16 protein-coding genes and 1 tRNA gene are annotated in these 21,676 nt (G+C 47.3%); 5 read left to right on the forward strand and 12 right to left on the reverse strand.

Translation table 11 applies throughout. From position 1 onward, the window contains the following. Positions 1–102: 102 nt before the first annotated feature. The 6 genes from AC1DYT_RS01225 to AC1DYT_RS01250 form a co-directional block, all read right to left on the reverse strand. Complete coding sequence (locus AC1DYT_RS01225; protein WP_477467839.1) at positions 103–1,941, reverse strand: glycoside hydrolase family 13 protein; 1,839 nt, start codon at positions 1,939–1,941, stop codon at positions 103–105. 108 nt (positions 1,942–2,049) lie between these two features. Next, on the reverse strand, positions 2,050–3,105 hold the full coding sequence (fbp, locus tag AC1DYT_RS01230; RefSeq protein ID WP_477467840.1) for a class 1 fructose-bisphosphatase: 1,056 nt from the start codon (positions 3,103–3,105) through the stop codon (positions 2,050–2,052). A 32-nt stretch (positions 3,106–3,137) separates the two neighbouring features. Beyond that, positions 3,138–4,742, reverse strand: coding sequence for a phosphoenolpyruvate carboxykinase (ATP) (gene pckA, locus AC1DYT_RS01235; RefSeq protein WP_477467841.1), 1,605 nt, complete (start codon positions 4,740–4,742; stop codon positions 3,138–3,140). A 347-nt stretch (positions 4,743–5,089) separates the two neighbouring features. Then, positions 5,090–5,623, reverse strand: coding sequence for a hypothetical protein (locus AC1DYT_RS01240; RefSeq protein ID WP_477467842.1), 534 nt, complete (start codon positions 5,621–5,623; stop codon positions 5,090–5,092). A gap of 307 nt (positions 5,624–5,930) precedes the next feature. Beyond that, entirely contained in the window at positions 5,931–6,548 is a 618-nt protein-coding gene (locus AC1DYT_RS01245; RefSeq protein ID WP_477467843.1) for a hypothetical protein, read from the reverse strand. A gap of 18 nt (positions 6,549–6,566) precedes the next feature. After that, positions 6,567–7,067 (reverse strand): sigma-70 family RNA polymerase sigma factor, encoded by a 501-nt coding sequence (locus tag AC1DYT_RS01250; protein WP_477467844.1) that lies wholly within the window; start codon positions 7,065–7,067, stop codon positions 6,567–6,569. A gap of 196 nt (positions 7,068–7,263) precedes the next feature. Here AC1DYT_RS01250 and AC1DYT_RS01255 point away from each other — a divergent pair. The 3 genes from AC1DYT_RS01255 (at position 7,264) to ku (ending at position 10,987) form a co-directional block, all read left to right on the forward strand. Continuing rightward, positions 7,264–7,340, forward strand: a tRNA-Ala gene (locus AC1DYT_RS01255). Between the two features lie 105 nt (positions 7,341–7,445). After that, on the forward strand, positions 7,446–10,172 hold the full coding sequence (ligD, locus tag AC1DYT_RS01260) for a DNA ligase D (protein WP_477467845.1): 2,727 nt from the start codon (positions 7,446–7,448) through the stop codon (positions 10,170–10,172). 50 nt (positions 10,173–10,222) lie between these two features. Further along, on the forward strand, positions 10,223–10,987 hold the full coding sequence (gene ku / locus AC1DYT_RS01265; protein WP_477467846.1) for a non-homologous end joining protein Ku: 765 nt from the start codon (positions 10,223–10,225) through the stop codon (positions 10,985–10,987). A 16-nt stretch (positions 10,988–11,003) separates the two neighbouring features. Here ku and AC1DYT_RS01270 read toward each other — a convergent pair whose 3' ends face one another. From AC1DYT_RS01270 to AC1DYT_RS01285, 4 genes are all read right to left on the reverse strand, one after another. Next, positions 11,004–11,933, reverse strand: coding sequence for a hypothetical protein (locus AC1DYT_RS01270; protein ID WP_477467847.1), 930 nt, complete (start codon positions 11,931–11,933; stop codon positions 11,004–11,006). A 237-nt stretch (positions 11,934–12,170) separates the two neighbouring features. Continuing rightward, positions 12,171–14,099 carry an OmpA family protein gene (locus AC1DYT_RS01275; protein WP_477467848.1) on the reverse strand — a complete coding sequence of 643 codons (1,929 nt, stop codon included), beginning with the start codon at positions 14,097–14,099 and terminating at the stop codon, positions 12,171–12,173. Between the two features lie 82 nt (positions 14,100–14,181). Further along, a complete protein-coding gene (locus tag AC1DYT_RS01280; RefSeq protein ID WP_477467849.1) occupies positions 14,182–16,062 on the reverse strand; it encodes an ice-binding family protein in 1,881 nt (626 codons plus the stop codon). 111 nt (positions 16,063–16,173) lie between these two features. Beyond that, entirely contained in the window at positions 16,174–16,740 is a 567-nt protein-coding gene (locus AC1DYT_RS01285) for a helix-turn-helix domain-containing protein (protein ID WP_477467850.1), read from the reverse strand. Positions 16,741–17,073: 333 nt separating this feature from the next. On the opposite strand from AC1DYT_RS01285, the gene AC1DYT_RS01290 reads away from it, so the two are divergent. Both AC1DYT_RS01290 and AC1DYT_RS01295 read left to right on the forward strand, forming a co-directional pair. Then, entirely contained in the window at positions 17,074–18,069 is a 996-nt protein-coding gene (locus AC1DYT_RS01290; RefSeq protein ID WP_477467851.1) for a ligand-gated ion channel, read from the forward strand. 136 nt (positions 18,070–18,205) lie between these two features. Further along, positions 18,206–19,369: an ATP-binding protein gene (locus tag AC1DYT_RS01295; protein ID WP_477467852.1), complete on the forward strand. Its 1,164-nt coding sequence runs from the start codon at positions 18,206–18,208 to the stop codon at positions 19,367–19,369. A gap of 59 nt (positions 19,370–19,428) precedes the next feature. Here AC1DYT_RS01295 and AC1DYT_RS01300 read toward each other — a convergent pair whose 3' ends face one another. Then, positions 19,429–20,352: a tetratricopeptide repeat protein gene (locus AC1DYT_RS01300; protein WP_477467853.1), complete on the reverse strand. Its 924-nt coding sequence runs from the start codon at positions 20,350–20,352 to the stop codon at positions 19,429–19,431. 120 nt (positions 20,353–20,472) lie between these two features. After that, entirely contained in the window at positions 20,473–21,585 is a 1,113-nt protein-coding gene (locus AC1DYT_RS01305; protein WP_477467854.1) for a helix-turn-helix domain-containing protein, read from the reverse strand. Positions 21,586–21,676: the final 91 nt, after the last annotated feature.

Here is a 21,676-nt window from a genome sequence, read left to right on the forward strand (position 1 = left end):
TTCTTAACTGACCTGAAGAGGGATCAATTTCGCAGTGTTTGTCCAACATTCCTATCAAATAAAAAGGGGACAAAACTAATCCGCCAAATGTGCTTATCAAGCCTATTGTTTCCGCTTTACCAAGATAGCTGCCTCCAGCGGCTCCAAATGCAACACCCCACTGATGGCGGTATCATATAACAAGGTGTTATATACTGTACCCTCAGGCAGCGGGAGATTGAGCGCCCCTTCTTCCAGGTTGAAGAATACCAGCACCTCGTTTTGGTTGTCGTACCTTCTATAGATAAGGGTATGGCCCTCCGCCATTATAAACTCTATCTTTCCATTTATCAGCACAGGGTTATCCTTGCGTATGGCGATGAGCTTTTTATACCAATCGAATTGCTGCTGGTTAAAGCCTACCTTATCGTATTGTTTGTCGCCTGGCTGAATATTGTTGCGGGTTTCGTCGGCGAATTGGTAATCGGGCCACCAGAGGGGTTTGCGCGGGTCGGGGTCATCGGCACCCCACATGCCCATTTCCTCGCCGTTCCAAATTTGGGGCGCACCGATACTTGTAAACAAGTGTACCAGGTACAGGCGCAGGCGTTTATAGGTTTCCTCGTCGGGTTTGCCGGTGTGGTAATTGGGGTTATCGCGAGGGTTTGCCTGGAATTTGTATTTATTGGTATTGTAAAAATCGGTAAGCAGGCGGGGGGTGTCATGCGTGCTCGATACGTTCATCATGGCGTAGCGCTTATCCTCGGGCAGGCGGTTCCACTCGTGCTCTAGCTCGTTCCTGAACTGCGCCGCATCCAGCGGGAAATCTGTTTTGGCAAAAAAGTACCGTGCAGGGCGGTAGGCCTGGTAAAACATCACAGCATCGAACACGTCGCCCTGGGTGTAGGGTGTCGGGTCCATCAGTTTATCGGGCCAGGTATCCCACCAAATCTCGCCCACCAAATAAGCATCAGGTTTTATGCTTCGCACTTCCCTGCGGAAATCCCGCCAGAAGCCGAGGCCTATCTGGTCGGCAACATCCAGGCGGAAGCCGTCGATACCGTCAGTAGCCTTGCCATTAGGCGCCAACCAGCGTTGCGTTACGGCGAAGATGTGTTTTTTGGCGCCCTCGTTTATGTTGCCTTCATAAGGCTGACCGTTTTGGCGGTGGGTGCTAACATCCACCTTGCGTATCTCGGGCAGGCTGGCAACGCCCACCCAGCCGGTGTATGCAAACTCGTTTTGCGGGGTGTTGCTATCGTCAAAGGAGCTTATCTCGTACCAATCTTTATAAGCCGAGTGCGCCTGATTCTTCAGTACATCTTGCCAGGCCCAAAACATAACGCCGGTGTGGTTCCAGGAGTAATCCATAATAATGCGCATGCCGCGGCGGTGCACCTCGCGCACCAATTTCAGGAACAGCTTGTCGGCGGCGGTCCATTTCCAGGTGGCGGGATCGGCAGGGTTTTCAGTAGCGATGAGCTTGATGTCGCCCTCCGGGTCGGGCCCGAAGTTTACGTCGATATGGTGATAGTTGCGGGCATCGTACTTATGCGCCGATGGGGCATCGTTCAGCGGGTTCATGAACAGGGCGGTAACGCCGAGGTTTTGCAGGTAGTCGAGCTTATTTAAAACACCTTGCAGATCGCCACCGTATCGGCGGTAGTACATATTATCGTTAAAGCCCCGGTTCAGTTCCCAGCCTTGTTGGCCGTACCAGTCTTCGGTCCATTGGTTTACGGTCCAACCCTCGGGGGCAATTTGACCCATGGGGGGGATGCTAATATCCTGCGGCCTGGGGTTATTTTTGCTATCGCCGTTGCGGAAACGCTCGGGGAATATCTGATACCAGATGGCGCTTTTGCTCCATTCGGGCGCTTTGTCGAAGGGCGTAGCAGGGCTTTGTCCCTCAGTGGCAAAAGCGGCGAACAGGCAGATGAGCATAATGGTTTTTTTTTTCATGACGGGCATGAGCGGGTTAATAATTGCCGGGCGGTGCCCGTTTCAAATATAGGCACTTAATTGTTGTGCATGCAATTGAAAGCGACAACCTCCCCGGCAGAAACCGATCTAATCTGCCGCGAAGGGATAGCCCTGGCTTTCATCATAAGCAAAAGAGAGTTCGATAGCTTCGCGCATAAATTCTTCGGCATGGATCACCATGTTTTTTGAGCCGATAAAAACCGGGGTGCGCTGGTGTAGTTCCTCAACTTCCATGCTTAGGATACGTGTAGTGCCATTGGTAGCCCTGCCGCCTGCCTGTTCAATAATAAAGGCCATGGGGTTGCACTCGTACACCAACCGTAGTTTGCCCGATGGCGTGGCGGCGGTATGTGGGTAGATGAAAATACCGCCTTTGATAAGGTTGCGGTGAATATCGGCCACCATGGAACCAATATAGCGCGAGGTATAGGGGCGCTTTGTAGACCGGTCCTCCTCCTGGCAATATTTAATATACTGTTTAACCCCTTTAGGGAAATGCATGTAATAGCCTTCGTTGATGGAGTAGATGGTGCCATCCTCGGGGACCCGCACCCCGGGGTGGGAGAGGCAGAACTCGCCGATGGATGGATCGAGCGTGAAACCGTTTACACCCCTGCCAGTGGTGTAAACCAGCATGGTAGATGATCCGTAGATAATATAACCCGCTGCAACCTGTTCGGTGCCTTTTTGCAGTACATCGGCAAGCCCCGGCGCGGTATCAAAATCTTTTCGCCGGTAAATAGAAAAAATGGTACCCACGGGTACGTTAACGTCAATGTTCGACGAGCCGTCGAGCGGATCGATTGCTACCACGTATTTGCCGGCCTTCCTGTCTTTCGGGTCGATAATAATGATATCCTCATTTTCCTCGGATGCGACGATACAGCATTCGCCGCCACTGGTAAGTGCCGAGATGAATTGTTCATTGGCAAAAATGTCCAGTTTCTGCTGGCTTTCGCCCTGGATATTGGTACTGCCTGCTTGCCCCAAAATATCCATTAGACCGGCCTTGTTCACTTCCCTGTTCACAATTTTGGCGGCTATGGCAATATCTCTCAGTAAGCGTGATAGCTCCCCTTTGGCATAAGGGAAATCGGCTTGTTTTTCAATAATAAACTGACCTAAAGTAGTAACCTTTGGCATAAATGTGTTTTAGTGTATGGTTGATGGATCTTTTAAACCGCCTGTACGGTAACCGGGCCTGCTGCTAACAGGTGCACAGTATCATCGTTAAGGTATTTGCGGAAGTTGTTATTAAAGGCCTCCGCCAGCTTGTTGGCGCTTTCTTCGTATTCGTTTTCGCTCTGCCAGGTATTTTTCGGATCGAGCACATCATCAGGTACGTTGGGGCAGGTGGCAGGCATCATGGTTTTAAATACCGGGTGCCTGTGATAGTTCACATCGTCAAGCTCGCCATTTATAGCGGCACTGATCATGGCGCGGGTGTAGGAGAGCTTAATGCGCTGGCCTGTGCCGTAGGCGCCGCCTGTCCACCCGGTGTTTACCAGCCATACATTCACCTGGTTGTCGTTTATTTTTTTGCCCAGCAGGTTGGCGTAGGCCACCGGGTGCAGGGGGAGGAAGGCCTCGCCAAAACAAGCCGAAAACGTAAGCTTTGGTTCGGTAATGCCGGTTTCAGTGCCGGCCACTTTAGCGGTATAGCCCGAGATAAAATGATACATAGCCTGCTCCGCAGTCAGTTTAGAGATAGGCGGCAGGATGCCGAAAGCATCTGCAGTTAAAAAGAAAATATTTTTTGGTGATGCGCCTACCGACGGGATAACCGCATTATTCACATTTGATAGGGGATAAGCTACGCGGGTGTTTTCGGTTTTGTCGATATTGTCAAAATTGACCGTTCGGGTACCGGGTGTAAAGTTCACATTTTCCAGCAAGGCCCCGTATGTAATGGCCCGGAAGATCTGAGGCTCTTTTTCGGCAGTTAAGCCCGAGCATTTGGCGTAGCAACCACCCTCGAAATTAAAAATGGAATGGTCGCTCCAGCCGTGCTCATCGTCGCCGATCAGGTGGCGTTCAGGGTCGGCCGAGAGGGTGGTTTTGCCCGTACCCGACAAGCCGAAGAAAATAGCAGTATCGCCATTAACGCCCGTATTTGCGGCGCAGTGCATGGGCAGTACCTGTTTATCATGAGCGAGGGTAAAGTTAAGCACAGTAAAAATGGCTTTCTTTATTTCTCCGGTGTAACCTGTACCACCTATCAGGATGGTTTTTTTGCTGAGGCTGATGATGGTGAAATTCTTTTGGCGGGTGCCGTCAATCTCAGGGTCGGCAGTAAAACCGGGCGCGGCGATAATGGTCCATTCGGGCCGACCTTCGGGGTTGACAACCTCCGGCCTAATGAAAAGGTGGTGCACAAATAAATTCTGGTAAGCGGTCTCGGTTACCACACGGATATCTATATGGTAGTCTTCGTTGGCGCAGGCGCAGCTGTCGCGTACAAATATTTCTTTTTGAGCCAGGTACCGGGTCATTTTATTAAAGAGGGAATTGAACCTCGCGCCGTCGAATTTAAAATTGACCGCTCCCCACCACACGTTATCATGGCTGAGGTGGTCGTCAACAATAAAACGGTCTTTTGGCGACCGGCCCGTGAACGCGCCGGTATCAATGGCAAGTGCGCCCGAATCGCTTAAAATACCTTCGTTGCGTTTGATGGCAGCCTCAATTAATTGCGCTGGGTTGAGCTGGTATAAAACAGCGGGGTCATTAGCCAGGTTGAGATACCCTAATTGGGGCACCCGGTTATTATTTGTATTCATTAAGGTTGAAAGTTTATAATTGGTTGCCCCAAAATTAGGCTTAAAAAACACTAAGAAGCAAGTGTTTTTTGATATTTATTTACATAATGTATTTTTTACACACTATATAATTATCTTATTATCAAATAGTTATTGTTTGTAATTTTTTTTATATTTTTAATTTCGATACACTAAGTATGTGATTGAAAGAGGGCATACTACTCTTGAACTTATATGGGCAAAGTTTAAATTTCCTGGCATTTGTATGCTTGAACATTGCATCTGCGGTTAGCAATAATCGCAGTTCATCGTCTGTTCACAAATGGAGAAGATAATTTTTGTTGTAAGTGATATTTGGTAGATTGGACTTATTCGTATTTTAATCCGAATAAAAGAAGACCTGTTCCTAAAATATAAGCGCTTAAAAAAATCCACCTATACATTTCTCGTTTTTGGGTTACCTTATTTACAAATGCTATATTGTCTTGTAAAGAGTACTTATCAATTTCAGATGCATATTTGTTAAAATTCAAAAACGAATCGAAGTCATTTACTGATTTTGCTTTTTGTAGCAATGAATTGGTTAAATTTATTTTCGTTACTTTATCTGTATCTCTCGCTAAGATATTTACAACTTGACCAAGCGCCGCTTTTTGCGCAGCTGCATTAATATATTGGTATTTTACTACCTGTTCAACGCTGTCGTCATCTAATTTGGTGTTGAAGTATAGATTTAGATACAATAAAGACGACCTGCTCATATCCGAAAAGTCTTTATTAGAATTATAATAATCCTCGGATTTTTGATTCCAAGAATCGTACAAGAAATTTTGAACTATAAATGAAAGAAGTAATATCGCTCCTCCAAAAAGTTTTACCGCTTTTGCTTTTACTGAATTCATTTGAAAAGTTTTGTTAAATATAGACTTAAAAAAACGACTAACCTGTTGTTGAACCTGAGAAATAAAAAGTTAGAAATAAGTTCGAAACATAGTAATATAAACCCTTCGTATATAAGTTAGACACAGATACCCGTTACTGTTTACGAAAGCTTGTTGTTTTTAATCCGAAGGGGGGACGGAGGAATTTCCGCCTGATTATAAATTCGCAGCACAGCAGGCAGCCACTAACGTAAGCACTACAATTATTAAGTATTGCATCGGTACAGGCATTTTAAAGGCATGATGAACATGCAAGCCAGGCAGCTACTTAGCTATTTTTCTCCATATCCTCCAGCAGGAAGCGGAGGCGTTTTAGCGGGATGGTAAAGTGCTTTTTATTTTCGGCCCATGCGCCCAGTCCGTAAGCCAGCATCATTGCTAAACCGCTTGCCAATGCTGCCGGCAAATGCGCTCCGGTGCCACCCGGTACATATAGCTTAAACAATATCCCGGTTAAAATAACGGAGGTGAGCGGTACGGAGGCCAGGTCGAACCTTTTTTTGAATTTGAAGAATTCGCTTAAGGTTTTACACTGTTTGCCAACATACGCCTTGATATTATCGTCGGCAGTAGTTGCTGGTTTGTACAGGGCTTTAAACTTCCTCATCAAAATAATGGTTAAGGGGATGTACAGGAATACACCAATAGCGGTTAACAATGCAATTTGTGTATCGCCCCAATACTTTATCAGGAGGTAACTGCCAAAGGCGTAAATAATGATGTGGAACGTTAGCGACAGCCAAAAGTACTCGGCAATGCCCTTCTGCTCTTTTTGCATTCTTGTTTTAATAACTTCTGCAACATCTTCTTTCAATAATAAAGTTGCATCGGTTGCCTGTGCTGTATTTTGTTTCCAGAGGTTTTTTACCTCGTCTAATGGTTCCATGATTGATATGTGTTTTAGTTAAATAATGTTTTTTAGTTTTTCCCTGAGTTTTATTTTTATCCGCACCAGCCGCACGCTTACATTGGTTTTGCTGAGCCCGGTTATGACGGCAATTTCGTCGTAGCTGTTATCCTCCAGATACAACAAGGTTATCGCCTTATCGGTAGCATCAAGCGGATTAATGGCAGCGTACAGTAAAGCCATTTGCTCATTTACCTGCTGCAGCTCATTGCTGCCGGCAAATTTTTCCAAATCCTCTGCCGACATGTTTGTGCTATGCTGCCGGTTGGTTTTACGGTGATAAGTGATTGCGGTATTCAGCGCCACCTTATACATCCAGGTAGAGAATTTGGCGTCGCCCTTAAACCCTGCGTACGAGCGCCATAACTGGTACAATATTTCCTGGTAGGCATCCTTCCGGTCGTCGGCATCAGTAAAGTAGATATTGCATATCTTATGAATGATGCCAATATTACTGTTGATGTCGGTAATGAATTTATCGCCCGGTATAGTTTGCATGATACTTAAAAAAAAATTCGATTGTTATACCCAATTAGTATGTAGAAAAACCGAAACACTACATTAAAGCTAAAAATTATTTTGATGCAGCCACACTATGACCGGGGCCATGAATTGCCGTTTAATAAATAATTGAGATTTGAATTTTTTTTTACTGGCAGATATAATATATTTGCAGCCCCAATGGGAAACACAAGGGGGATTAGCTCAGCTGGCTAGAGCGCTTGCATGGCATGCAAGAGGTCATCGGTTCGACTCCGATATTCTCCACCAAAACAAAAAGGCCTTACGGAATACCGTGAGGCCTTTTTTGCAACACATCCTCAGTCCAAACCATTTACCCGCGCCGCTTGTTACACCATATCAACCCCGATTGCTATGGCACTGGAGAAATATGCAAAAAAACGCGATTTCAGCAAAACCCGCGAACCTAAGGCGGGGCGCAGCAAGGATAAAGAGCACCTGGTCTTCGTGATACAGAAGCACGATGCTACGCGGCTGCATTACGATTTCAGGTTGGAGATGGATGGCGTGCTCAAGAGCTGGGCCGTACCCAAGGGCCCCTCCACCGACCCCAAAAACAAACGGCTGGCCATGATGGTAGAAGACCACCCCTTCGATTACCGCAGCTTCGAGGGCCTCATCCCCAAAGGTGAGTACGGCGGCGGTACGGTAATCGTTTGGGACGAGGGCGCCTATGAGCCGATAGAAGAAATCAAAGGCAAAAAAGCACAGGAAAAACATCTTCTTAAACAACTTGAATCGGGGTCGCTCAAGATAAAATTGCATGGCGAAAAGCTACAGGGCGAGTATGCTTTGGTGAAAACACACGGCATGGGCGAAAACGGCTGGCTGCTCATCAAACATAAAGACGAATTTGCTTCGGCAACTGATATCACGAAAAAAGATAAATCGATAATATCGGGCAAAACCATCGAAAAGATGGAGAAAACCAGCGACACCGTATGGCAGCACGGCCACGAGGAAGCGCTGGAAAAACCAAAGAACGGCGCAAAGAAAAAGGCTACGCATGAAGTGGACAAAGAACTAGAAGAAACCGTCGAGGCCCGGCCCGCGGAAAAGATAAACGTTGCTGCGCTGCTAAAAAAAGCGCCAAAAGGCAGCATCCCTAAAAACATCAAACCGATGAAAGCCACTTTGGTAGACGAACCATTCGACGAACCCGGCTGGCTGTATGAGGTAAAGTGGGATGGCTACCGCGCCCTGGCCACTATCAATAAGGGCGAAGCGGAGTTACTATCGCGCAACAACCTTTTATTCGACAAATATTACCCAATCAACAAACAACTCCAAACCTGGAAGATGGATGCGGTTATAGATGGCGAAATAGTAGTGCTGAACAATAAGGGCATATCCGATTTCGGCGCGCTGCAGAATTGGCGCAGCGAGGCGGATGGAAACCTGGCGTACTACGTTTTCGATATACTATGGTACGATGGTAAAAACCTGATGGATTTGCCGCTTGCCCAACGCCAGGCGATTTTAAAGGACGTTTTGCCAACAGATAACGACAGCATCCGCGAAAGCCAGGTATTCGATACAGGTGGGATAGCTTTTTTTGACGCGGCTGGCCGGATGGGGCTGGAGGGTATCATCGCAAAAAAGGCAGATAGCGCCTACACGTCCGACCTCCGTTCTAAAGAATGGCTGAAGATAAAAGTAAGCAGGCGGCAGGAAGCTATTATTGCCGGGTTCACCAAAAACGAGGGCACGGCGAAATCCTTCAGCGCGCTGGTATTGGGCGTGTACAGCAAGGGTAAACTGCAGTACGTAGGCAAGGTGGGTACCGGCTTTTCGGATAAGTTGCAGAAAGAGATGATGGAGCAGTTTAAGCCGCTTATTACCAAAACAAGCGCTTTTGAGCAGGAGCCTGATGTAGATAAGCCATCGCGTTTTAGGCCACAGCGTATGGGGGCTAAACCCACCTGGTTAAAACCTGAGCTGGTTTGCGAAGTGGCCTTTGCAGAAGTTACCGGCGACGGTGTTTTCCGGCAGGCTTCTTTCAAAGGTATGCGCACGGATAAGCCCGCCAAGGATGTCGTTTTAGAAACGCCCGCAGATACTGAAACAATTGTCGACGAGATGGATGAAAAAAAACCTGAAAGCAGCCACGCCAAAGCCATAACACCACCCGGCGATAAGATGCGTAAAACACTGCTGAACCCCAAAGACGAAACACAGGTGCGCAAGATTTGCGGGCACGATCTGAAGTTCACGCATCTGAGCAAAGTGTACTGGCCCGAAGACGGCATCACTAAGCGCGATATGTTCAATTACTACTACCAGGTGGCGGAATATATTTTGCCTTACCTGAAGGATAGGCCCATGTCGCTCAATCGCTTCCCGAATGGCATACATGGCCCGAGTTTCTATCAAAAAGACGTAAAAGGCAAAGCGCCCGACTGGGTAACCAAAACTTTCCCCTATACCAACGGCGAGGGTGAACATAAAGAATACCTGGTGGGCTCTGATGAAGCCTACCTGCTTTGGATGGCCTCCCTGGGATGTATTGAGATGAACCCATGGTTCAGTCGGGTACAGTCTCCGGATAACCCCGATTATTGCGTGATAGACCTCGATCCGGACAAAAACACCTTCGACCAGGTAATTGAGGCCGCTTTGGAAGTGAAGAAAGTGCTGGACGCTATCGACGTGCCTTCGTATTGCAAAACTTCGGGCTCAACGGGCATGCATATTTATATTCCGCTAGCTGCTAAATACACTTATGAGCAATCGCAGATGTTTGCGCGCATCGTCGTCAACATCGTGCACAAACAAATACCCGATTATACCAGCCTGGAACGCAAGGTAGCCGCACGCAATGGTAAAATGTACCTCGATTTTTTACAGAACCGGCCGGGTGCTACAATCGCAGGTCCGTATTCCCTGCGGCCGAAACCCGGCGCAACGGTTTCTATGCCGCTGCTTTGGGACGAAGTGAAACCCGGCTTAACCATGAAACACTTCACGATATTAAATGCAGCCGACAGGCTTAAAGAAACAGGAGATTTGTTCAAAGGCGTACTGGGCAAGGGTATCGACCTGGAAAAAATGCTTAAAAAAGCGAAAAGTATATTCGGGTAAAACTGTTTGGGCGGCGTGGGGTTGTTGTTAAACGATTAAATATAAGGAACATGAGAGCAATATGGAAAGGGTCGATTGGGTTTGGGCTGGTTAATATCCCCATAAAATTGTATTCGGCAACGCAAACCAGCAGCCTCGATTTAGATATGCTCGATTCGCGCGACCATGCCCGCATCCGTTTTCAGCGGGTAAACGAACACACCAAAAAAGAAGTGCCTTACGATAAAATAGTAAAAGGCTACAAGCTCGACGATGATTACGTGATATTGGACGAGCAGGACTTTGCCGATGCCGCACCCGAAAAGAGCCGCGAGATAGCCATAGAAAACTTTGTAGATATTGCCGAGGTGAACCCCATGTATTACGAAACATCGTACTACGTAGAACCTGAGGGTAAAAATAACAAGGCCTACGCGCTGCTGGTAAAAGCCCTGCAGGAAACCAAAAAGGCCGGCCTGGCCAGATTTGTGCTCCGCAGCAGCGAAAGCCTTTGCATAGTGCATCCGGTGGGGGATGTGTTGGTGGTTACGCGCATCCGCTTTGCGCAAGAGATACGGCCGGCTGATGAAGTTACCGTGCCTGATAAAGCCACCGTGGCCAAAAAAGAACTGGATATGGGCATAACGCTTATCAACCAATATGCCGGTAAGTTCGACGTATCCGAATTCAAGAACCAATACTCCGACGAATTGCTGAAGATTATCAAATTGAAGGCGAAAGGCAAACGGCCGACAGTGAAAAAACTAAAACCCCAGAAAGCCAGCAGCGACGATTTGTTCGAACAATTGCAGCGCAGCCTGAAAAAGGTGTCGTAAGCCGAAGCGAAATCGTTTATAACAGGATATGATCATGCGTACCTATCTCGCGGAATAATCGCAGTGAATGATCGGGCTGGCGTATCCATATGCGGATTCCTTTTCCGCTCATATGGCCCTTGCTCTGCGGCAAAGAAAAATCAACGCTGAATTTGGTGTACTCCAGTATGTATTTGCCAAAACCTTCCTGGTGATAGGTTGCTACGGTTATAGAATCTATGGTGACCTTGCCGCTATTGTAAGCAATCAGATAGGGCTTTATCCTGGCCATCCCCGCCCGGGTAGAATCGGCATGGGGCATTACACGGGCATCGTCTGTAAATATCTCTGCGCGGCCTGCCCCGTCGCGGCGGCGCACATCATCTGCTATCAGGGCGTTATAGGCTTTCAGATCCAGCGGCACTTGTTTATCTATAGAGAATGCGGTTGCCTGCTGCTGTCCATCCATTTTTACCACAAAAACATCCGGTTTGGCCTGCGGACTAAAATAGCCATAGCATTCGCCTTTAAGCTTTGGGGTGCCGCTCGGCAATAACCTCCAAACGTTGTAATATTTCCCGGTGAGGGTAACGGCGGCAGAAGCAGCATCGGTATAGCTCTTTTTAAAAGTGCCGATCTCCATGAAAGTATCCCCAAGCTTTATTACTTCTTCTATATTCCGTTGGATGGTTTTGGCTTTTTGCCTGCTGAATATATCCTTGTAGTAAGCGCTTATTTCACTGATACCGGTGAGCGTGGGCTGATACTCGGGCATGCTGATGGCATCGGCCTTATAAAAACTCAGGAATAGCGGTAGGTCGCTTTCCTGTTCGGCAAGCGTAAGCGCCTTTGATGCTTTCAGGATTTTGGCCGTAGCCCCATCCGCTGCGGATGGAGAAGCTGCTTTTGCGAAGCAAGTAGCCATTAGCAGCAGGCAGATGGTGATTGTGTATAGGTTTGTTCTCATTTTCAAGGTTTTAAAGATGTGCTGCGTAATTATACTCCTAAGATAATCAGGCGCAAACTCCTAAAACGGCTATATTGCCCACCTGCACGCCGGTAAGTACCAAATGCATTTTTTTATTGACGAGCCGATTTATCCCTTCGGCGTTTGTCCCGATAATTTCTATTCAAAGAAAAGGCCGACCTTCAGTTTTACCTGAGGGCCGGCCTTTTTTTAGTATATAGTAAAATTTATTGCCGCTTATTTTACCGGTACGATATCAATGATAACGGTGCGGTTGTAAAAGCGTTCTTCGGGCATGTTGTTATCGAATGGTGCGTTGCCGGTATCCTCGCCGAAGCCCAATGTGTTGAATTTTACATTGTTTTTGCCTGCTTTAATCAAGGCCGCTTCCAGTATGCGCTGCACGTCGTTTGCGCGGTCTTTTGATAATTGCATGTTATGCACATCGTCGCCAATAATATCGGTATGCCCGTGTATAATTACGGTAGAACCATCTGCTATCGATGTCGCTACTACATCCGTTAGGAATTTGTCATAGGCATTGGTCGCGTCCGATTTATCGAAGTCGTACAAAATGCTGTAACGAAGGCCAACGGTTGGCGCTTCATCCTGGCGCACCAGGTGCAGGGTGCTTTCCTTGCGTATCGGCAAGCCTTTGCGCGTTTCGCCGGTCATCACCAATTTATAATCGCCCGATGCATTGCTGCCTAATATACTTGCGGCAGGGATGCTCTCCTGGTCGCGGGTGTACGGCCCATAATGTTGCGCGGTACCCTTATCGTCTGTAACATCAACCGACCAAGATTTCAGCAATTGACTTGCGCTATCGATGTTCAGCACCACCTGGCTATCCAAAGGGTTTATCTGCGTGGTATTGATCTGCACAGGCCTCATCATGCTCCCGCCAACTTCCATCAGCAGTTGCGGCGATGCGCTGGTAATATCTACCCTGCGGTCGCCTGCTCGCAGTAGTACCAGTTCTTTGGTGCCGCCCGGTTGCTCCGATGGGATAAGCGGTTTGGTGCGGCCCACGGTGGTAATCCTTGCGCCGTCGATGCCGAATGCGGTAACTAAGTATTGTTTTACGTTTTCTGCCAGTACTTTGCCTGCCGTAGGGCCTTCGCTTGCTGCACCGGTAAGGGTGATGGTAGCGTCGGGGTTGGCACGCAGCCTGTCGCCTATAATGTTCAGCAGGTTATGGTAAACATTTAACTGCCTTGCCGAGCGGCCCGCCATATCTGCAGATTCATCCTGCAACTGGCTTTCTTTAAAGCCTGCTGCCTGCCCATTTGTTAAAGTAACATAACGTGGCGAAAGCTGCGTAGAGCCTTCATCGAAGAACACCGATGCACGTAAAGGCAGTGTTTCGCTTACCCTCCGTTTCAACGGTGCGGCCAATGGTGCCCGCACGTTCAACACAAAATCGTGTATCGCGGCAGGTGTTGTGGTGGCCTCAGGGATAATTTTTGTTGCCTTGCCGAATTTAAGCGCTATGCCCGCACGTACGGTGCTGATGTTCCAGCTTTCGATGCTGCGCGGATCTTGCCCGAAGTAAGGATGGAAGGAAACAAAAGGAGAGATACTCACTTTAGTGAGGCTTGCTGCCGATGAGGTCATGATATCATAACCGAGTCCTACCTGGCCAGAAACGAGCGATTTACGCATGGCGCTAAACTGGCCATTGGTATTGGGTTGCTTAAGTTGGGTGTAAGCAAAATCGCTGTTTAGGTTAAACGCAACACGCGGGCCTGCAAAAAAGTATAAACCCGAAGGGCCGCCTAAGCGGATGCTGGGCTCGATAGCCACGTAGCTTGCGCTGGTGCCTAAAGTAGCCGGACAGTTACAAGGGGCAACTACATCTTTAAATTTGCCGCCGCGCCCATCATAAGCCACGTTCAGCATCAAGCCTAAAACGCTTTTAGGACGGTACTCCATCAGTATGGAGCCGTAGGGCCGCACGCCATTGCCTTTATGGAAGGCGGTAGGGGTGGTGAGCGAATTGGTTAAATGCTGGGTAGTGCCGTTATAGATGTTAAAGTTGGCCGCGCCGGATAGGCCAAACCACCAGGTAGGCTGCGTGGTTTGTGCTTTAGCCGTTGTACCGGCCATTATTACCATCAGTAAACAAATGATGGCTTTTGGGATGATTTTATTTATGGGTAACATTGGATGTCTTTTTAAAATGTGTTATTTAATACGGTTTGGTAATGCCCCCGAAGGGGCTTGTACCTGTTGATCAAATTGAATGTTATTGCGGAACGTTGATAGTGGTGTTTACCAGTGTAACCGAGGCTACCAATGATATTGCCCGCCCGTTCAGCACCGTTTGTACCGCATTACCTGCCGTAGAAAAAGTAACACCTGCCGATGCGATGATGGTGCCCGTCATGATGCCGCCGCCCGCGCCGTTAATGGTGGCCGAGCTGCCTACGTACCAGAACACGTTTTTGGCCTGGCCGCCGTTGATGAGGGTAACGCTGCGGGCACCTGCCGGGCCTGCAATACCTACGGTGAGCCCGGCTGCTGTCTGGAATATCCAGGTAGCGTTAGGGTCGCCTTTGGCGTCAAGCACAAGGTTGCCATTGGTGATCTTAAAAGTGCCGCTGGCAGATTTGTAAATGCCCGGCGCTAAGGTTAAACCGCCCAGTTCGCCTGCACCCGGATCTATGCCGCCTGGTTTAGAGGCTGGGGAGATGTTGTTGTAAGCAACCGTTGCATCCAGTAGTGCCTGTGTGGCAACTGCAAAAGAAGTTGCTGTACCCGGGGCTGGTGGCGCAGTAAATATGCCGCCTTTCACATCGCCCACGTTAAGCGGTGTTTCGGTATAAACATCGCCGGTTAAGCCATCGTGTAAGCCTGTTATCAGGCTGGATGCCGCGGTAGAGCCTATTCCTCCGTTGTTAATAACCGTGTTTAAGCCCTGGTTGGTAACACCTGCGTTGCCGCCGAACGCGCCAAACTGTGCCGCGCCGCCTAATGCCGGCGGTATGCTTACCACAAGAGGTGCAAAATTCGCCGTGATATTTTTATTGGCGTTCATGGTAACGGTTAACGGGTTGTTTGACCCCGATGCGTCGCCGCTCCATGAGGTAAAGCTGTAACCTGCATTGGCGGTTGCGGTTACCGATACGTTGGTCCCCGAGTTATATGCGCCCGAACCGGTGGTTGAACCGCCAGCTGCCGGGCTGGAGTTTAATACCAGCGCGAATTGCGATGCCGGTATTGCCTGGAAGTGTGCGATAAGTGTACGGTTAGCCGTTAAAACAAACTGGTAGCTGGAGCTTGTGGAGGCTACGTTGCCGTTATCCGTCCAGTTTACAAAGGTGTAGCCGTTGTTAGGATTGGCACTCACAGTTACCGTGCTGCCGGCGTTGAACGCGCCCGAGCCATTGGTTGTGCCGCCTGCTACCGGTAAGGATGATAATACCACCGCAAATTGCGCAGGTGGGATTAGTACGAAGTTGGCTACCAAAGTCCTGTTGCCTGCCACAACGAATTGGTAGCTGGAACTTGTGGAAACTACGGTGCCGTTATCGGTAAAGTTGGTGAATGCGTAACCTGTGGCAGGTGTAGCGGCAACCGTTACCGTAGAGCCCTGCGCAAATGCACCTGCACCAGTAGTTGTACCGCCAACGGCCGGGTTAAGTGATAGTGTTACCTGCGGGATGGTGGTAAAGCTCCATACATAATCGGCAACCATTGCGGTACGCAGCGTATCGGTAACACCGGTAGTAACCGTGCCATTATAGACGGTGAAAGGTAAAAGGGGCTGTGCAGGCGTAAAAGTGTAAACTTTAGCATCCGCAGTGGCGGCAACCGTGCCGGCTATTACCGTGGCACCCTGTTTAATAATAAAGGTTTTGTCTGTTATGGTTGATGGCGCCATAGCCGTATTGAAGGTTACCGTAATTGCTTTGGCCAGGGCAACATCTACGGCTTTGTCAGCCGGGTCGGTGCTAACTACCACAGGGCAATCGCCGGTTATTTCGCCTTTGTAATCGTCTTTTTTGCAGGCTGTAAAAAAAGCAGCTGCTAAGGCCAGCATACAGATTGCTTTGAATATGCCGGAGGAGTTTTTGCGCGGAAGCATCAAATTGCCGCCGGCGGGGAAAGTAGGTTTTTTGTTCATGTAACGTTTTTAGTAGGAATGAGTGCCACGGGTTTTTTAGACAAAACTTCGGACGTTACAAACCTACACCCGGTATGGGGCCGGGCTGTTACACAACTTTTTTAATAAGTTCTATAATTCACACATTTCCGGGTTTATGCTGCTGTTGCAACCCATGTGTTTAAAGTGGGAGGGGGTTATACCGGTGATCTTCTTAAACTGGGTAGATAGGTGGGCAACACTGCTGTAATGCATCTTCCATGATATTTCTGTCATGTTGAGTTCGTTATAGCAGATGAGTTGTTTCACACGCTGTATTTTTTTGAGGATGATAAACTGTTCTATCGTGGTGCCCTTTGCTTCAGAAAATATATTGGCCAGGTAAGTATAATCGTGGTTTAACTTTTTACTCAGGTGAAAAGAGAAATTTGTTTTAAACTCATCATGGGCGTAATCCATCATTTCTGTTATGGCGCACACTATTTTTTCTACCAGTATATTCTTTTTGTTATCCATCAGTTCCAACCCTGCGCGGATAAGCGCCAGTTTAAATATTAGGATTTGCTCAGTAGAAACGGGTTCGAATACTTCTACTTTTCCGGGTTCAACCACGTGCAGGTTCAAGCCCAGTTTTTCCAGTTCGTACTTTACCACCATCTGGCAGCTCATGCATACCATATTTTTTATGTAGAATATCATTCGGCAGGGAGTATGCAAAACCAATGCCCCGATTGTGTTTTGTTGCGCCGCAGCACGCAGGCTGCCCGGCTTCAAAGCCGCTCCTGAATTAATAGTGCCTCTTCGGGTGCTTAAACTCCATATTCCTGTTAGGAATATCGCGGGGCATAAAAAAGGTCTACGGTTTAATTTTGCACAGGAGTAGATTTGAAGTGCAATAAAATTAATCGAGGGTTAATTGTGATTGGTATTTAGGATTGTATTAGCGCTTTAACGAATGTGGCCCGCTTGGCAGGTCGTAATTATCTTCCGATAAAAATCCTTATTTTTAGCCGGTCCCCAATACAAATGTTCATGGCAAAACTACACGGCAAAAACCTATTCACAACTTTCATAACCCTGCTCATTTTGGTCGCATCGGCCTACGCTCAAAAACCTAAACCCGATACCGTTGTGGCGGGCGTGTATATCACCAGCATACACGATATCAATTTTAAGGATAAAGAGTACAGCGTAAACCTGTGGCTTTGGCTCAAATACAAAAACAAGGACTTCGATTTTTTGCATAACCTGGAGATACCGCAGGCAAAATCATACACCACTTCGTTCTCTACTATAGATAGCACCGGCGGGCGCGTGTACCTGCTGATGAAGTTGCAATGCGTAATGAAGGATTCCTGGGCGATAGATAATTTCCCCTTCGATAAGCAGAAGTTGCGTTTCTCTATCGAAAATTCGCAGTTTGATTCACACTCGCTGGTGTTTAGGGCCGATACTTTGGGTAAACATTTCGACCCGCGTTTCACCCTGCGGGGATGGCGGGTGGATAGCCTGGACGTAAAAACGGGTGTAAAAAAATACGAAACCGGATTTGGCGACGAGAGCCTGGCAAAACCACATACCGAGTACAGCAACTTTAGGGTGAGGCTGCAGATTGACCGCGACGCAATGGGCCTCTTCTGGAAGATGTTCCTGGGTATGTACGTGGCTTTCCTTATCTCGTACATGTGTTTTTACATCCATACCGACAGTATCGATTCGCGTTTTGGCCTAAGTGTAGGTGCCTTATTTGCGGTTATCGGTAATAAGTACATCATCGATTCTACCCTGCCCGAATCTACTACGTTTACATTGGTAGATAGCCTGCACGGCGTAACGCTCGGGTTTATCCTAACGGTTATCATCTGCACATCCTACTCGTTGCGGCTGGTAAAGCTGGAGAAGCTGGCTCAGGCCAAAAAATTCGATTTTCTTTGCGCGCAGGTTTTGCTGGTGGCGTATCTGCTATTAAATGGCTGGCTTATCTACGGGGCAAACCATGTACCCGTATTAGCCGCCATACCTCAGTAAAGACGTCTCTCTTTAAAATTCAATGTAATTTCAAAATAGAAGTCGTGCAATTTCAAAATAGAATTCATGTAATTTCAAAATGGAAGTCGTGTAATTTCAAAATAACACTTATATTTGAGTTGAAAAACAGCTGATTATGAATAAGTTTATTCAGCGGGAATTGGCCCCTGTGATAAAAGAGCAGCAATCCAAATTCCCGGTGCTTGCTATTACCGGCCCCAGGCAATCGGGCAAAACCACGTTGTTGAAGGAGCTATTCAGCGATTATAAATACCTTTCGTTAGAAAACCCCGATACACGCGCATTTGCATCGGAAGACCCCGTTGGTTTTTTGAACCAATACAGCAGCCAGGTAATATTCGACGAGGTGCAGCGCGTGCCTTCCTTATTCTCCTACATACAGGCACGGGTAGATGAATCCGGCCAAATGGGGCAGTTCATATTATCGGGCTCGCAAAACTTCCACCTGCTAACCAGCATTACCCAAACCCTGGCAGGCAGGGTGGCCCTTTTTAAGCTACTCCCGCTCGATTTTAAAGAACTGAATTCGAATGGACTGCTTGAAGGTGACTATCTCTCGGCTGCGTTTAAGGGTTTTTATCCCGCTATTTTCGACCGCGATATCAATCCGGTTGTTTTTTACGCCAACTACATCCAAACCTATTTAGAAAAAGATGTTACCGAGTTGTTGAACATACGGGATATGCGGCAGTTCCGCACCTTTTTAAGCCTTTGCGCAGGCCGTGCGGGCCAATTGCTCAACATAAGCGCACTGGCAAATGAATGCGATATCACCCAGCCGACGGCAAAGGCATGGTTATCCATCTTAGAAAGCAGTTATATCATTTTCCGACTGCAGCCTTATCATCAAAATTTTAACAAACGCCTGGTTAAAACCCCTAAGCTGTATTTTTATGATACCGGGCTGCTATGCCATCTTTTAGGGGTGCGGTCTGCGGATGAGCTGGCCGGGAACAGACTTAAAGGCAACATCTTCGAGAACATGGTGCTGGCCGAATACCAGAAAAAGAACCATCATCAATACCTGCACCAGGAATGTTTTTTTTGGCAGGACAGCAGCGGGCACGAAGTAGATATGCTAATGAAAAACAGCAATGGCTTTGATATATACGAAGTTAAAGCAACGCAAACGGTTACCTCGGCTTTATTTAAAGAGTTGGATCGTTTTGCCGACCTTGTTTCGCCGGAGGAAGTAAACAAAACCTTGATATACGGAGGCACCGAAAGCCAGCAGCGTAGCAAATACAATGTGTTAAGCTGGAAAAACATCATCGATTAATTCGATGATGTTTTTGTGTACAGGTGTTATGGTCTAATAATGAAACATGTCAACATCTATCAGGCCTTTTTTACTACCCTCTTATAGGTTAGGTCGTAAACAATGGTCCAGTTGGTGCCGCCATCTAAAGATTGTTCTAATAATTGCCGCAATTGGGCAGGCCCCTGATTAAAAAAGGTAAAATGGAATAGGGTTTTATTGCCCGTTTTATCCGTCGATTCCGATTCGAAACGCATTGCGCCGTCTTTGTAAACCCCGTTATAATAATTAAGGTACACCCCGCCAGATCCCATCCACACCTGTTCCCATTTCTGTGTTTTTGGGTTAATAAAGTTCATACTTTTTCCATCATTGGGCTGGGTAACATCTACCCAGTTTTCAATTATCATGCAATCCCCTGCTGCCTGTTCTACTTTCTCTTTGCCTACCTGGTAATTGGTATTAGTTTGGTATACATTCCATTCACCTATCCAAAAATCAAACTCATGGTTTTGCGGGTTGTTAATGCAGGGGTAGGAATTAAGGGTAGCCTTTTTTACAAGCGCCTTAAAGCGCGGCGATTGCCTCAGGAAAGCATATTCCGGTGCTTTTTCCATATCGGGCGAGTTGGAGTAGCCGTTGCCAATCATGGTAGTAAGCAAATTAAGCGCCTTAGTTGAGTCTTTGGTGAGCGCATATATTTTTGCCTGGCTACTTCTGATGATGCCGCGTGGCATGGCTATGTTTTTATTGCTGAGGCTTTTATTGTAGGCATCAATTGCCTTGCTGTATTGCTTTACCTGCTGGTAGGCCTGGGCAATGTTATACCATACCTGCACGTTGCCTGTATCGGTTTTTAAAATGGTCTCGTAGGCATTTATAGCGCCCTGCCAGTTGTTTTTTGTAAAAAGCGAATCGGCGTATTGCGCGGTAGTTGTTTTGTTTGTTTGCGCCAACGATGCGAACGAAATGAAAATAAGGATAAGGGCGTAAATAGATTTCATAATGCCGTTTTATTTTAAGTTTGATATTCGCCCTGTAGGGGCGTTTGTATTTAAGCCGAAAATAGGCAGGCACGTATGGGAAAGGGTAAAATCCGGTAAAGGTTTACCAAATGCAGGAATTTATTTAACTGAACTTGCGCGGTAACCGGTAGGGGTTTGCCCCGTAATGTTTTTAAAAGCTTTGTTAAAAGATACCTTGTTATTATACCCCACACGGTAGGCCACGTCGATAACATTCAGTTCTTCTTTTGGGAGCAGCAACAATGCCTTTGCTTCCTCAATACGCAGATGGTTAATGTATTCGAAAAAATTCATCCGCAGGTTTTCGTTAATAGCCTGCGAGATGTAATGCTTGCTGAAACCGCACGATGCGGCGAGCCGGTCTAAACTGATATCGTTTTGCAGGAATAGCTTTTGCGAGGCCATTACGCCGTTCAGCTTCTGTATAATTTCGGTACCTGTCAGGGCAGATAGGGGTGAGTTTTTATATTTTATTTCGCCGGGTAAAGCTGCTGCGGCGGTTGTGTTTTCGAACAGCTTAAAGCCCGAAAATACTTTGGGCTGCATGTAACCTATCCAGGCCAAAAAATAGATGAACAGCGCCATGCAAAACGATATGGCATAATCCCACGCGGGGTTAAAAAACGGGAACTGCACTAATATAAAATACGAGCTATAAGCAACTATAAACGCGGCGAAGAAACCGGCCAGCCATTTAAACCATTTGCCCGTTTCGGCAGCGGGCAGGCTAATGGCGTAAAAGCTTTTATAAATGAGGAACAGGTACGCCAGTATGTGCGCTATACTTGCCCAGGGATACCACCGTAGATAAGGCAAGCCCAGCCTAACTTTTTGCAGCAGCAAATCGTGTCTCCAACTGGCAGATGCAAATAAAAGTGGCGATAGGTACAGTGCCGAAATAACAAAAGGCATAAAATGCAGCCAATTTGCTCTGCCCCGCAGGTTAAAAACAGAAGCAAAATACAGGTAAAATACCGGCCCGAACAGGAAGATGATACAGTTTGACCAGCCCATAAGGTAGGGGAAATAAGTATCGTAATGCGTCCAGTAAAGGGTGTACTCAAACAATATCAGCGAAAACAGAAAGGGGATAAACGCCAGCACCTTGCCCGAACGGTGGGCGTTTCTACGGAACACGCAGGCTGCAGCAACAAACAGCCCCTGCATAGCCGCAAAAAGGAAGAAGATGGTGTATACATTGAAGCCGGGCATACTTCAAATATTCAATTTTTCCGGCTTATTTTATCTCATTTTAAAAAGAAAACCGCATTTGCTATGTAACTTAGGCAACAATTGCCAACCG

It is taken from the genome of Mucilaginibacter sp. P1_D10 (assembly GCF_056406215.1).